At 42.4% G+C, this 12865-nt stretch carries 16 protein-coding genes and 1 tRNA gene; 4 read left to right on the forward strand and 13 right to left on the reverse strand.

All coding sequences use genetic code 11. From position 1 onward, the window contains the following. Positions 1 to 51: 51 nt before the first annotated feature. The 4 genes from H9659_RS03040 to H9659_RS03055 all read right to left on the reverse strand — a co-directional run bounded on the left by H9659_RS03040 (position 52) and on the right by H9659_RS03055 (position 4277). Complete coding sequence (locus H9659_RS03040) at positions 52 to 1428, reverse strand: sigma 54-interacting transcriptional regulator (protein ID WP_191688461.1); 1377 nt, start codon at positions 1426 to 1428, stop codon at positions 52 to 54. Positions 1429 to 1647: 219 nt separating this feature from the next. After that, positions 1648 to 2508: a DNA-3-methyladenine glycosylase family protein gene (locus H9659_RS03045; protein WP_191688462.1), complete on the reverse strand. Its 861-nt coding sequence runs from the start codon at positions 2506 to 2508 to the stop codon at positions 1648 to 1650. Positions 2509 to 3003: 495 nt separating this feature from the next. After that, a complete protein-coding gene (locus tag H9659_RS03050) occupies positions 3004 to 3849 on the reverse strand; it encodes a DegV family protein (RefSeq protein WP_191688463.1) in 846 nt (281 codons plus the stop codon). 355 nt (positions 3850 to 4204) lie between these two features. Next, positions 4205 to 4277: transfer RNA gene (locus H9659_RS03055), tRNA-Val, on the reverse strand. A 191-nt stretch (positions 4278 to 4468) separates the two neighbouring features. Between H9659_RS03055 and H9659_RS03060 the strand changes: the two genes are divergently transcribed. Next, positions 4469 to 4750 carry a hypothetical protein gene (locus H9659_RS03060; RefSeq protein WP_191688464.1) on the forward strand — a complete coding sequence of 94 codons (282 nt, stop codon included), beginning with the start codon at positions 4469 to 4471 and terminating at the stop codon, positions 4748 to 4750. Between the two features lie 41 nt (positions 4751 to 4791). Here the strand turns inward: H9659_RS03060 and H9659_RS03065 are convergent, their stop codons facing one another. The 5 genes from H9659_RS03065 to H9659_RS03085 form a co-directional block, all read right to left on the reverse strand. Next, positions 4792 to 5217, reverse strand: coding sequence for a hypothetical protein (locus H9659_RS03065; RefSeq protein ID WP_191688465.1), 426 nt, complete (start codon positions 5215 to 5217; stop codon positions 4792 to 4794). Positions 5218 to 5317: 100 nt separating this feature from the next. Beyond that, positions 5318 to 7357: a TRAP transporter permease gene (locus H9659_RS03070; RefSeq protein WP_191688466.1), complete on the reverse strand. Its 2040-nt coding sequence runs from the start codon at positions 7355 to 7357 to the stop codon at positions 5318 to 5320. Then, positions 7341 to 7871 carry a DUF1850 domain-containing protein gene (locus H9659_RS03075; RefSeq protein WP_191688467.1) on the reverse strand — a complete coding sequence of 177 codons (531 nt, stop codon included), beginning with the start codon at positions 7869 to 7871 and terminating at the stop codon, positions 7341 to 7343. Before H9659_RS03075 ends, H9659_RS03070 begins: the two co-directional genes overlap by 17 nt. 85 nt (positions 7872 to 7956) lie before the next feature. Further along, positions 7957 to 8949, reverse strand: coding sequence for a TAXI family TRAP transporter solute-binding subunit (locus tag H9659_RS03080; protein ID WP_191688468.1), 993 nt, complete (start codon positions 8947 to 8949; stop codon positions 7957 to 7959). 175 nt (positions 8950 to 9124) lie between these two features. Continuing rightward, positions 9125 to 9676 carry a phosphatidylglycerophosphatase A family protein gene (locus tag H9659_RS03085; RefSeq protein ID WP_191688469.1) on the reverse strand — a complete coding sequence of 184 codons (552 nt, stop codon included), beginning with the start codon at positions 9674 to 9676 and terminating at the stop codon, positions 9125 to 9127. A 117-nt stretch (positions 9677 to 9793) separates the two neighbouring features. Between H9659_RS03085 and H9659_RS03090 the strand changes: the two genes are divergently transcribed. The 3 genes from H9659_RS03090 (at position 9794) to H9659_RS03100 (ending at position 11553) form a co-directional block, all read left to right on the forward strand. Further along, positions 9794 to 10516 carry an esterase family protein gene (locus H9659_RS03090; RefSeq protein WP_191688470.1) on the forward strand — a complete coding sequence of 241 codons (723 nt, stop codon included), beginning with the start codon at positions 9794 to 9796 and terminating at the stop codon, positions 10514 to 10516. A gap of 76 nt (positions 10517 to 10592) precedes the next feature. Then, positions 10593 to 11111, forward strand: a complete 519-nt coding sequence (locus tag H9659_RS03095; RefSeq protein ID WP_191688471.1) for a YjcG family protein — start codon at positions 10593 to 10595, stop codon at positions 11109 to 11111. A gap of 1 nt (position 11112) precedes the next feature. Continuing rightward, complete coding sequence (locus H9659_RS03100; RefSeq protein WP_191688472.1) at positions 11113 to 11553, forward strand: GNAT family N-acetyltransferase; 441 nt, start codon at positions 11113 to 11115, stop codon at positions 11551 to 11553. Between the two features lie 61 nt (positions 11554 to 11614). On the opposite strand, the gene H9659_RS03105 is transcribed toward H9659_RS03100, so the two are convergent. The 4 genes from H9659_RS03105 to spoVAE form a co-directional block, all read right to left on the reverse strand. Next, the gene (locus H9659_RS03105; protein ID WP_191688473.1) at positions 11615 to 11926 is read right to left on the reverse strand and encodes a hypothetical protein; all 312 of its coding nucleotides are present in this window, start codon (positions 11924 to 11926) and stop codon (positions 11615 to 11617) included. Positions 11927 to 11999: 73 nt separating this feature from the next. Continuing rightward, positions 12000 to 12251 (reverse strand): stage VI sporulation protein F, encoded by a 252-nt coding sequence (locus tag H9659_RS03110; protein ID WP_191688474.1) that lies wholly within the window; start codon positions 12249 to 12251, stop codon positions 12000 to 12002. Positions 12252 to 12272: 21 nt separating this feature from the next. After that, positions 12273 to 12413 (reverse strand): YjcZ family sporulation protein, encoded by a 141-nt coding sequence (locus H9659_RS03115; protein WP_191688475.1) that lies wholly within the window; start codon positions 12411 to 12413, stop codon positions 12273 to 12275. A gap of 88 nt (positions 12414 to 12501) precedes the next feature. Beyond that, positions 12502 to 12864 carry a stage V sporulation protein AE gene (gene spoVAE / locus H9659_RS03120; RefSeq protein ID WP_191688476.1) on the reverse strand — a complete coding sequence of 121 codons (363 nt, stop codon included), beginning with the start codon at positions 12862 to 12864 and terminating at the stop codon, positions 12502 to 12504. Position 12865 lies beyond the last annotated feature (1 nt).

Raw genomic sequence — 12865 nt, forward strand, 5'->3', positions numbered from 1 at the left:
AGTTATATTGTATAAAAATATATCATAATGAATATTTATGCAATATGTAAATTATGAATCAAATTCTGTTTGGGTATATTTCTTTAATTTACGAACAACTGAAGGTTGACTGATCCCTAAAATCTTCGCCATTTCAGTAGTTGTTCTATAGCGCTTCTTAGCTCTATTAATCACTTGCATCTCTACTTGTTCTAGAATATCTGGCAGCGTTTCCCCTTCAAAGTTGAACTCTGGAAACTCATCTTCTGATAATCTGTATTCAAATGGCAAATCATTAACGTCAATTACTTTCCCTTCGCTTTGGACTACCATGCGTTCAATGACATGACGAAGTTCCTGGATATTCCCTCTCCATTCAAGCTGCAGGAGCTGAGCAAAGACTTGTTCTGTCACCATTTTGTCCGATTTGTATTTCAATGAGAATATCTTCAGAAAATGAGAGATGAGAGCGCTTACATCCTCGATGCGTTCTCTTAATGGATCGATGTGGATAGGTACAATATTGAGCAAGTAATATAATTCGCTTAAAAAGGTTTGATGAGTAACAGCATCCTGCAAATCACTATCCGTCGAGGATACAAAGCGCACATTCAAGGTACGGGAAGACACAGATCCTATTGGGTAAAAACGTTCTTCTTTTACAATTTTCGCGAGCTTTGTTTGTAAATGAAGTGCAATTCGATCGATATTTTTTAAAAATAGTGTACCGCCATCCGCTATCCCTAGAAGTCCCGGTATTACTGTGCCATTATCTGCTCGTTCTCCAACAAGTTCTTTTAACATTAACGATTCAGGAATGGTGGCACAATCCAATTCGATGAAGGGTCCATTACCTCGGGTGCTTTCTTTGTGTATTTCTTTAGCAATGGTCGACTTACCTGTACCAGTTTCTCCGTATAAGATAACGGAGACGTCAAGTGCGGCTATTCGATGAGCCGTCTTGAAGGCTTCTTGTGTACTTTTACTTCTCATAATGAAATCTTTCTCAGAAAACATTTGATTACGCAGATACTGTACTTCTTCTCGCACTTTCGACATTTCATATTCAATTTCTTTCATATAATCTTGGATGACAAGCAACTCGGAAACATCATAAGAATAGCTAATGACATAATCCACATCCCCGTTGTAATTAAAAAATGGCATTCCAGTAATTAAAATCTTTGAACCACTTTTCGTTTCTTGTATTCGCACTACTTTCTTTTTTTCCTTTAGGACCAGTGGTGTGATAGCAGGAGAGAAAATCCCTTCTTTTTCAAGGTCATAGACCGACTTGCCGATTAAATCTTCAGCTTCGATTCCATATCTTTGACCACTTATCCGTGTCGCCTTCATAATAATGCCTTTGTGATTTGTAACAATCACGTCTTCATCGTGAGTTTCTAAAACTTCTTGAACAGAATTCGGTGTCAGATGGAATTGAGCCATACGTTCTCCTTTCAAAACACTAGAATTTTCAGATATTATCAAGATATGAATCAACTATACAGTAATGAATAGTTAGTATGCAAGAGGAAATTTGAATTTTCAATAAGTCCTACAAAAATGTACCGATGTCTGGTTATTTGCGAGGCACCCAATACCTGCCATCAACATAAAAAGAGAGCCGATTGAGTTCATTCACTCGATCGGCTCTCTTTTCACCATTTACTCCACCGCAGGAACTTCAATACTTCTCCAAAGATATAACGCCGCGTAACTTAAATAAGGGGACCAGACAGAAAAGCGCTCACGTATTTCGTTTTGTGTCGGTTTGCGATCCAATTTCCAAAGTATCTTAAGTGCATTCTGGAGTCCAATGTCTGCTGTTGGAAACAGGTTCGGTCTGCCGAGACCAAACATCAGGAGACCTTGCGCAGTCCAAGGGCCGACGCCACGGTAAGCAGTCAGTTCAGCAACCACCTCTTCGTCGGTTTTTGACCGCAGAGATTCGAGGTCCAATGCTCCTGCAGCAATCGCTTGTGAAAGACCAATGACATACTCTGCTTTACGTGTACTGAATTGCAATTCACGGAGCTCTTCTACTGTGACAGTGGCAATCCTTTTTGGACTCGGATACCTCCACACTCCCTCTTGCTGGGATCCATATTTCTCTACAAATCTCATGAGCAGTGTGTTTGCAAACTTAAGGTTCAATTGCTGATGGATAATGCTCTTCATCAGTTCTCCATAAAGCGAAAAGCTTCTGACAAGCGGTGTGCCGATATGTTCTTTGAAGATTGGCGCAAGATCTGTCTGAGCGAAATGAGCCGCAACACCATCCAACGATTCTTCAAAGTGAAAAATCCATTTGATACGAGCGAGTTGTTCCTCGCCCATTATGCCTTCTATAATGAAATTCGGCTCCTGTGATGTCCCTGTTGCTCTAACAGTTACCAGATTACCCTCTTCCATCGGAACACGTGCCAATCGCAGCTGATGATCCACGGAATTTACCGGCGTTCCGGATAGTCTTTCAAGCGCACGATCGAAATCGTAAGTGAATGGTAGATTCAGTTCAGCATTCATAAGAAAAACCTCCTCCATTGAAGATAGTGCATAGCAGTAAGTGGAAAGATAATGTGTTTATATTTAATAGCAACTCCTCCTCAAGAACCGTAACCTGCAGGATGAAATCATCTCTTATTCTACCATAGCCTGTCTTAAAAGAATTTCCCTGCTCTGCTAATCATCCTGTTAACTATGACAGGTCTTCTCTTCTTCACATTTCCCGCCGTTGCTCGAGTTCCGATGATGCTCTTTCTGATTACAGCAATTTTTATCAGCCCCTCTTTATAACAGAAGAACACACTCACCAAGCTAACAGGTGATATCGACTTGTGATCTAGATTCAATTTTGAGTTGATGGAATTCAGGCACTCATTCACCAAGTATCATACTAAAAAAGGGCACGAAGCCGTTTTCGGACTCGTACCCCATTTCATATACTTCTATTTTTTTGCAACCTCTTAAGAGAACTCGGTGACGTCATACAGCGATCCACCTATGCAAAGCTTAAAAGCCTTAATTAGCAATCCAACTTAGTCCTGTAGTTCCTTCACCGGCGTGTACACCGACGCAAATACTAAGTGGAACGACGTGTATTTTTAAAGCGGGAAACTCTCTCGATAGCTCACTCTTCCAGATTTCAGCGTCAGGAGCATTATTACAATGTATAACAGCTACTTCCGGTACAGTCCCTTTATCCATATCCGTTAGAAGTAAAGAAGTCACGTAATCTTTTGCTCGCTTATTCGAACGCACTTTTTCTTTCATAACAGGTTTTCCGTCCTCAAAACTAATGATTAATTTGATGTTCAGCAAATTACTTAAGAATGTCTGCGTACCCGATACCCGTCCACTCTTATGCAATTGGTTCAGACTATCGGGTATAAAGGACAACTTAGATTTGGTTGTTATCTCATTGATGGTTGTAACCACTTCTTCTACGTCCTTACCACTTTCGAACAGTTCATTACCGATTTCAATCATTTTAACCATTGGAAAAGAACCGATTTTCGAATCGATTGGGTACACTTTGAAGTCAGTCATTTCCGAAGCCGACTGCGCACTTTCGAAGGTACCCGAAAGGCCACTTGATAAATGCAGAGCAATTGCGAAATCGTATCCTTCTGTCTGCAATTTTTCATACAAAGCAAGCATCTCTCCAATTGCAGGCTGAGAGGTTTTCGGTGAAACCTTCGACATTTGTAATTTTTCGTAAAACTCTTCCTGCGTAAGATCAATGGACTCCTTATATGAGCCCTCGGGGAAAACAACACCCAGGGGCAAAATATATATGTTATGTTTTTGGATGAATGCATCCTCTAGTTGCGCCGCTGTATCCGTAATCCAGGCTATTTTCTTCATTTCATACTTCTCCTCTAAAATTGTATTTCATAACGGAAGCAGCTCAGTACTCTCCGATAACTTACACTACATTTTAAAAGGATACTAGTGATAACTGTCATATTATGAAGAAGTATAGAATATGCTGTCATAATTTGAACATATATCGTCTTTTACTTGTGCTCTACAATTTTGAAACTTCAAGGATGGTGATAGATGTGTTCCGAAAAAATATTATTAGTGAGCATTCCCTCTAACTTCTTGGCACACAAATAAATAAAACACAAAAAAACAGCCCCTAGGCATACGGCCTAATAGGACTGCTTGTGGAGAAGTATCGTTGTTCCGACGATACTTCCGTGGGTTTGGCACCCAATGATTCCTACTGGGCTCGAACCAGCGACCTCTACCCTGTCAAGGTAGCGCTCTCCCAGCTGAGCTAAGGAATCGGGAATATTTCAATGGCTTTCATGACAAGCAAACGTTTAAGGTAAACGAGCTCTCACTCAGCACATGTATGATAATACCATGATTTCTCGTCATACGCAATACTTTTTTGCGATTTTTTATGACCGATACACCTCTTACCGCCTAGAGCATACATTAAAGTAGGGATCTTTCGCATAGAGGGGGCACGCTAATGGTTAATCCCGATAGTCTGGATTTCTTCGACATAGAAGAAGGCGGGCAAGCGGCGAAAATCGATATCATCGGAAGTTTCATCACCATTATTGGAGAGTCCATCTCGACATATGCTGCTGTGCTCGCAATCGAAGAAGAAAAAAACAAAAGAAATAATCCACCGAACAACGACGTTTTAGTGACTGAGTTAAAAGAGATGAAAGCTCAGATTCAATACTTGACCGGTGAAATTCAATCGCTAAAGAAAAACCAAAACAGGGACAGTCCATGGCGTCTTTGAAGCTGCCGTGGCATAGTCCCTGTTTTTATTTAAAAGAAGGTTCACTTCGAGAGCTCATCCAGAGCTAACACTTTCAACGAAAGAAGTTCTTCTTCCGTAAGGCGGCTTTCAACTTGTTGCATTAATTGCTGCTGCTCTTGTGCAGACATTCCTGACTGCGCTTTTTTCTGTATATCCTGCAGTTCGCGAACGCTGAATTTCTTTAGCACAACGCGAGTTGCCTGTTCTTTTGTTTTAATAGGTAATTTACTGCGGTCTGCCGTCTTTGCATCTTGTAAATAAGCCTGGACTTCTGGATTGCTCGTGATTTCTTGTTTGACCGAATCCAGTTGTCCATTATTTTCTAACTGAGTCGTCACTTGATCCATCGCTTTGTCAGCAATCCAATTCGTACCGAAATAGTATGCAGCTCCTAATAGTAAAGCGATCACAACTGCTGTCATGATCAGTCTTTTGATAAACCTCACGTTCGTCGTCCCCCTTTAATACGTTACTCAATAGACGTTTGGTATAGTATAAAGTTTCAAAAAACAAACCCGTCTGCAATTATTGGCAGACGGGTCAACCTTATACAGTTACGGTTTTTTCTTTTTTATTTTTGTCTTTCGTGACAAGTTGAATCGCCACCAGAATGACAAACATGCCAAGTCCGATGAAATCCGTTTTCGTTTCCGGATAGATCAGCATCATACCAGTTGCAACTGTAATGATCCGTTCGATCCAATTGATCTTTCGATACCAGAAACCAATCATGCCTGCACCTATCGCTATCATTCCGACTATGGCCGTAGCGGTGACCCAAATGATTTCCCCTACACTGGAGTCAATCATAAGCATCGCAGGGTTAAATACAAACATATATGGAATGATGAATGCCGCAATGGCAAGTTTTGCTGACGTCACCCCGGTCTTAATCGGATCTCCGCCCGAGATACCGGAAGCGGCAAATGCAGCCAGCGCAACAGGGGGCGTGATATCCGCGATGATTCCGAAGTAAAATACGAACAAGTGAGCAGAAATCGCAACGACAACTGGCACTGTTGCATCAGGCGTTTCCAACATCAGTAATGTAATAATTGCAGGCGCTGCAATCGTAGAAGTGATTACATAGTTCGCTGTAGTCGGTGAACCCATACCAAGAACAATCGCAGCAAACATTGTAAAGATTAGAGTCAGCAAAATGTTTCCACCAGCAGCAGAAACGAGGCCATTTGCCAAACTTAGTCCTAGACCTGTTTTCACAACCACTCCAACGATAATCCCTGCGCATGCAGTGGCAGCTGCTACAGCCAGAGCTGTCCGTGCCCCATCAACAAGCGCTTGAATAATATCTTTTATGCTGAGCCGTGTTTCTTTATTGAACGAACTGACAACTAGTGTTAGAACGATACCTAGTAATGCTGCCTTCATCGTTGGAATTCCGAGTAACAAGAATACGATAATCCCGATGATTGGAAGCAACAAGTAAATTTTCTTCAGCGTTTTCTTACGATTCGGGATTTCTTCAGGTTTCATCCCCTCTAGTCCGACCCGCTTCGCTTCGAAATGCGTCATAATCCAAATTCCTGTGAAATACAACAATGCAGGAATTGTCGCAGCTTTGGCAATTTCCCAATACGTAACGCCGCCGATGAATTCGACCATCAGGAACGCAGCAGCCCCCATGATCGGCGGCATGATCTGACCACCTGTTGACGCAGCCGCTTCTACTCCACCTGCAAATTCTTTACGGTAGCCGAGTTTCTTCATCATCGGAATCGTATAGGAACCCGACCCCACGACGTTTGCCACGGAACTGCCAGAAATCGTCCCTTGCAAAGCACTAGAGAAGATTGCAACTTTCGCAGGCCCGCCTGTCAATCTCCCCGCTAGGACGACTGCCAAGTCATTAAAGTAATTACCGACACCTGTTTTTACGAGGAACGCTCCGAATAACAGGAACACGAAAATGAAAGTAGCTGATACACTAATTGGCGTTCCTAGAATACCATCCGTTGTGAAGAACATAAGTTGCACAAGACTTTCTATGTCCTGACCGCGGTGTGCCAGGAATCCTGGAAAATACGGCCCGAAAAACGCATATACCAAGAACACACCTGAGATGATGGTGATTGGCAAACCAACAGCCCGTCTAGCCGCTTCCATCGTTAACAATACAGCTAAAATCCCGACAATCAAGTCCATATCCGACACACGACCGACCCTTAAGATGAGTTCGTTCATATTAAGTGGCCAATACAATCCGACACCTATGGAAAGAAGGGATAAAATCACATCGTAAAAGGGAACTTTGTTTCGTTTGACACCAGGTTTTTTACGTGCCGGAAATAATAGGAAAATCAATGACAGGGCAAATCCTAAGTGTATGGAACGCTGGATATACGCGGTGAACGGTTTACCGATCGACGTATATAATTGAAACATCGAGAATGCCAGCAGACCAAAAAATACAATCTTACCGATGACTCCTACTAAATCTCTCGTATTGGATTCAGGGTCAAATTTCTGAAGGAGTTCCAGTTGTTCAGCCTCCGAGAGGGTTTCGAATCGATCATCATTCGGATCCGTTATCGGTTCCACTTTCTTTTGTTTACTCCTCTTTGCCATTCAAGTTAACTCCTTTCATGAGTTCATATAAAGTTAGTTTTTCCACACGGAATTCATACGATTGCCCGCGTTGTAAGTACGCTTTCAAATCGGTTTCAATCCCTTTGTATCGAAAGGCCAACTGTGCGTCTACATCTCCGATATACATCACAAAAGAATCAATTACTTTGTCTTGATATGTAAGTGTATACATGCCATCTTCAGTTACATCCAGTGTTTCGCCTTCTTCTGCATACGCTGGAAGTCCAATTCCGACATCCTCATAACGCATCGTTAAAAATTTCAGCGACGCATCAGGTTGCACTCGATACGTTTCGAGTACATCGGTCAAGAAAATCGAATGGACATACCGGATTTGAAACTCTGAGTCTGCATCCATTATGTAGTATGCGAGCTTCGGTTTCTCTGTCCGGATTTCTGAAAACGTGAATGCTTGCTTCACTGGAATCGTTAGTGCACCAATCAGCAGTATAGTGACAATGAGTAACCCAAGCGGAATCCTCCATCGTTTCATCCGCTCACCTCTTAAAAGATCTAGTAATGAAGAAGGGACGGATGAAGCATCGATCGCCTCACCGCCCCGTCCTCTCATTCCACTCTTATTTGTTTACTTCATCAAAATACTTTTGTGCACCTGGATGAACTGGGATACCAATTCCGTCTAGGCCTGTTTCAGCTTTGATTAACTTACCTTTAGCATGCTGAAGTTTAGATGCATTGTCGTAAATCGCTTTTGTGATTTCATAAGCGAGGTCTTCGGGTACATCGTTCTGAATAACAAGCATCGCTCCTACTGAAACAGTCGGTGTTTCCTCAGCCATTCCATATGTTCCAGCTGGGATCACTTCTTTCGCATAATACTTATACTTGCTGATCAGCTCATCAGCCTTTTCGTCTTCAACAGGTACTACGAATACTTTTGCTACTGCGTTCAATCCTTCAACAGCACCAGTAGGAGTTCCGGCTGTAATAAATGCCGCATCGATCTGACCTGCCTGCAAACTTTCTTGAGACTCCCCAAAGTCCAAGTTTTGCGGCTTGATGTCGTCCATGGACAATCCGTGAATTTCAAGAAGCTGCTCTGCGTTCGCATACGTACCAGAACCAGGAGCACCGACAGAAACTTTCTTACCTTTCAAATCCTCAAATGTTTTGATTCCTGTTTTTTCGAGTGTTACGAGTTGAACTGTTTCAGGATAAAGTGAACCGATTGCAGATACTGTATCGACTTTATCACCTTCGAACATCATTTCGCCTTCTTGCGCATAATACGCAATGTCCGTTTGGACGAAAGCGATTTCCGCCTTACCATCTTTCAGTGCAGTCATGTTGGCAGCTGATGCTTGAGACACTTCAGCTGATGTTTTCACACCCGTATCCTTTTCGATAAATTCAGCGATTGCACCACCAAGTGCATAATACGTCCCTTGTGTCCCCCCCGTCAAAACACTGAGGAACTTATATTCTTTCCCGCTATCTGCATCCCCTTTTTCTCCATCATCTTTTCCAGCATCATCCGATGTCCCACACGCTGCAAGTGCAAGCACTGCAATGAGCAGCATCGAGATGAGCCCTAAAAGTTTCTTATTCATCCAAAGACCCCCTAGTTTTTATTTGTCTAGTAATGTATATTCTACCATGTAAGCGGGTTCAATTGTCAATGGTTTTCAGAAAACAAAATCACTTGCAAACGGTTTCATAATTGAAAAGTAAAAAAGAAAAGAGCGCCGGAGCACCCTTTTCATTCCTTTTTTCCACTTCACTACGTTACTTTGCCGCATCTTTGACATCTTCAAATGTCAAGCCGGCTTCATCTAAATCCCGAGAACGATGAGCGATGCGAGCGGCGGCACAAGATGCGACGCTTGCCACTAAATCATCTAAAAATGTATGGACCTTATTCCCTTTTTTCGTATCCAGATCATTGATAATCCCGACTTTGTTTTTATCCAGGTGACCAAAAGTCGTCACTGCAATCGAACCGTACGTGAACACAGCTCCGAGTGCAATCGTTTCATCTACCCCAAAAAGCCCTTCATCCGATTCCACGATTTCTTGTAACGGTGTTGATAACTTGCCCTGCTCACAAAGTTCGTCAAGCTCGATACCTACTAAAATCGCATGTTGCAGTTCCCGCTTTTTCAGTACATTCACGACCGAATCCACACATTGTTCCAACTGAAGCTCTTCGTTATAAGGTGCTTGCATTTCATAGACGATTTTCGCGATATCTATCAATTCCACGCCTCGGCGTTGCAGTGCTTCTTTTGTGGCTGCTGCAATTACTTCCGAACGAACTTTACTCTTTCCATCAAACATGCAGATCATCCCCTTCGTATTCTAACTGTAACAATTTTCCGTCAATCGTGCACATTATACCCTCTAACGATCGTATGTTACAATCTCTTTGAATAGACACGTGAAGGGGGCAACAAAATGAACTACGGAAAGATCCACGATGTTCAATTTTACAGCGAATCACTTCAGGAGGAAATGGAGCTTCTTATTCATCTTCCATATAATTATTCTCCACTCTATAAATACTCCGTGCTTTTCGCGTCGGACGGAAAAGACTATTTCCAGTACGGAAGAATCGGGAAAGTTATCGATGAATACTTGGATAAAGAGGAAATCGAAAATGTCATCGTGGTCGGCATCCCATACAAGTCCGTTTCAGAAAGGCGAAGAATGTATCATCCAGATGGCGATCGCCAAAAAGACTATATTCGTTTCCTCGTGCACGAACTCGTTCCATATATAGACGAAAATTATCCGACTTACCAAATTGGCGGAGGGCGAGGATTGATCGGCGATTCTTTAGCCGCAACAGTTTCCTTGCAAACCGCATTGCACTATCCGAATTGCTTTGGAAAAGTCATTCTCCATTCTCCATTTGTAGACGAAAAAGTGCTTAACGCCGTCAATGCAGCTAAAAACCCCTCTGCTCTATCCGTATATCATGTAATCGGAACCGGAGAAACCGAGGTTGTAACAACAGTCGATGGGAAGCAAGATTTCTTGACTCCAAATCGAAAACTAAAAAAATTATTTGAGAATAAAGGATTTCCATACTTCTATGAAGAATTCAATGGGGAGCACACATGGAAATATTGGCAGCCAGATGTGCGACGTGCTGTCCAAATGGTATATGGACAATAACCAATCGGACAATTCCCAACAATTCTGCTATACTTGAAATAAGAATTGTATTTACTTTCCTAAGGAGGTTTTTTTCATGAAATACGGTGTTGTAGCATTCCCATCAAAAAAATTGCAAGATTTAGCTAATGGATATCGTAAAAGGTACGATCCTCACTATGCTCAGATTACTCCACATATGACTGTAAAAGGTGTTTTTGATGCGGATGAATCTGAAATCAGAGAAGTCGCTGAAGCGATACGCAATGTAGCAAGGAAACACAAGCCATTTGAACTAAGCGTTTCAAAAGTAAGTACTTTTGCTCCGATAACGAATACAATTTTTTTCAAAGTTGCGCCCAACGATGACTTACTTGCACTGCACAAAGCACTGAATAACGATGAATTTTTCGGTCCGCTTCCACAGTACGCGTTTGTTCCTCATATAACGATTGCTCAAAGTCTAACTTCCGGTGAGCATGACGACATTATCGGTCAGCTGAAAATGATTGGTGCAGATCACTCTGAAACCATTGATCGCATCCATCTTCTTTATCAGCTTGAGGACGGTTCTTGGACAGTTTACGAAACGTTCCGTCTGCAAGAGGAAAACTGATTTGTACGAAGTGAAGATTGCCACGTCTGAACAAGAACGTGAAGCTGCATTTACTGTACGGAAGAAAGTATTTGTAGAAGAGCAAGGGGTTCCCTTATCGATGGAAATTGATGAACATGACCAGACGTCCTCGCATTTTGTCGTTTATGATGGTCCGAAAGCAATCGCTGCCGGTCGTATCAGAAGCATCTCAAGCGAAGTCGGGAAAGTCGAACGCGTTTGTGTGTTGAAAGAATATCGCGGACAGCATCTCGGCGTGCTGATCATGAATGCTCTGGAGGAACACGCAAAAACGACTGGGATTCACAAGATCTTGTTGAATGCCCAGTCTTACGCAATTCCTTTTTACGAGAAGCTCGGGTATGGTGTCACTTCACCCGAATTCATGGATGCGGATATTCCTCATCGCGCGATGGAGAAACAAATCGACTTATCACTTTAGAATAGCAAAAAGACCCATTCCGTTTAAGGTTTGGGTCTTTTTTGTTTGTTTAGAACGCCTATTATACGTATTCGTTTATGGCCATCCCTTTACCGACGACAGCAGCTACTTGTTTGGAAAGCATTGTTGGATTTGGCTGGATAAACCCTTTTTTAGCTGGAGGCAAGGGTTGTTGCTGATTCGCTTCTTCACCAAACTCCCATTCAGAATTCCTCTCCCGCTCACGGCGAAGGACCTTTTGCCATTCGTCGTATTCTGTTTGTAATTTCACAGATTGGACTCTGTCAATATATGCAAAAGATGGTGAAGCGTTTTCCATACGATTTGCATATATTTGTGATTGGATGTTCTGAATCGGCAGTAGGTAACCCATTGCCTCCACCTTCTTCCTAGTTTAAGTTAATACTCTGCTTTACCCGACTTCCGGAATATCTAAACCTCTTTTTTTATTTCCCTAGCATTCTTTGAATGTCAGCTATATTGACAGGCTGGCCACTGGAAACGAGTGATTTGACGAGTTCGTCTTCCAAATGCTGAGGGACATTCTTATTCGCAAGCATTCCCACATTTTGAATAATTCTCCTCACTTGACGTTCATCTTTAAAATCTGCATGTTGGATTGCATTTGCGAGAGCAAATACTTCAGTCATCGGTACACCGGTTTTTGATTCTATTTTCTTGAAGAAGGAGTCATTCATACTCCTATTCCCCCCTCTCATTTAGCAGAACGTACTACCAACAATAATCAGTAAGATGAACAATACAACGAGCAATACGAACGTAGAGCCGCCACCTTGGTTGCAGCCGCGGTCATATGCACCTTCATAACGCGGTTCTCCATAGCAATAGTTTCCATACATAAGAAAATCCCCCCTCTCTTCCCTGTATCCTATGCAAGAACACAGCGAAGCGGGCGGGACATTTGCATATTTATTTTCAGTTGACGATTCAGATGGAGCCCTTTGACTTAAAAATGAGGGAAGCGACAAAACCGAAAATGATGGCTGCACTAATTCCCGAACTTGTCACTTCAAACATCCCTGTCAGTACACCGATGATTCCATGTCGCTCAGCCTCAGCAAGCGCACCATGCGTCAGAGCATTCCCGAAAGACGTAATAGGAATGGTTGCCCCTGTTCCAGCAAAATCAATCAGCGGCTCATAAAGTCCGAAGCCATCCAAAATGGAACCAGCTACGACGAGTGTGCAAAGAGTATGTGCTGGGGTGAGTTTACCGACATCCATCATCAACTGACCGATGACACAAATGAGTCCGCCGACTATAAAACTTGTTATAAATATGGATAGCAAT

This window comes from Sporosarcina gallistercoris, assembly GCF_014836415.1.
GTDB lineage: Bacteria > Bacillota > Bacilli > Bacillales_A > Planococcaceae > Sporosarcina > Sporosarcina gallistercoris.

Bases quoted from the DNA above. Each gene is read 5' to 3' on its own strand.
- H9659_RS03040 (WP_191688461.1), bottom strand. From the start codon at position 1,428: ATGGCTCAATTCCATCTGACACCGAATTCTGTTCAAGAAGTTTTAGAA.
- H9659_RS03045 (WP_191688462.1), bottom strand. From the start codon at position 2,508: ATGAATGCTGAACTGAATCTACCATTCACTTACGATTTCGATCGTGCG.
- H9659_RS03050 (WP_191688463.1), bottom strand. From the start codon at position 3,849: ATGAAGAAAATAGCCTGGATTACGGATACAGCGGCGCAACTAGAGGAT.
- H9659_RS03060 (WP_191688464.1), top strand. From the start codon at position 4,469: ATGGTTAATCCCGATAGTCTGGATTTCTTCGACATAGAAGAAGGCGGG.
- H9659_RS03070 (WP_191688466.1), bottom strand. From the start codon at position 7,357: ATGGCAAAGAGGAGTAAACAAAAGAAAGTGGAACCGATAACGGATCCG.
- H9659_RS03075 (WP_191688467.1), bottom strand. From the start codon at position 7,871: ATGAAACGATGGAGGATTCCGCTTGGGTTACTCATTGTCACTATACTG.
- H9659_RS03080 (WP_191688468.1), bottom strand. From the start codon at position 8,949: ATGAATAAGAAACTTTTAGGGCTCATCTCGATGCTGCTCATTGCAGTG.
- H9659_RS03085 (WP_191688469.1), bottom strand. From the start codon at position 9,676: ATGTTTGATGGAAAGAGTAAAGTTCGTTCGGAAGTAATTGCAGCAGCC.
- H9659_RS03090 (WP_191688470.1), top strand. From the start codon at position 9,794: ATGAACTACGGAAAGATCCACGATGTTCAATTTTACAGCGAATCACTT.
- H9659_RS03095 (WP_191688471.1), top strand. From the start codon at position 10,593: ATGAAATACGGTGTTGTAGCATTCCCATCAAAAAAATTGCAAGATTTA.
- H9659_RS03105 (WP_191688473.1), bottom strand. From the start codon at position 11,926: ATGGGTTACCTACTGCCGATTCAGAACATCCAATCACAAATATATGCA.
- H9659_RS03110 (WP_191688474.1), bottom strand. From the start codon at position 12,251: ATGAATGACTCCTTCTTCAAGAAAATAGAATCAAAAACCGGTGTACCG.
- H9659_RS03115 (WP_191688475.1), bottom strand. From the start codon at position 12,413: ATGTATGGAAACTATTGCTATGGAGAACCGCGTTATGAAGGTGCATAT.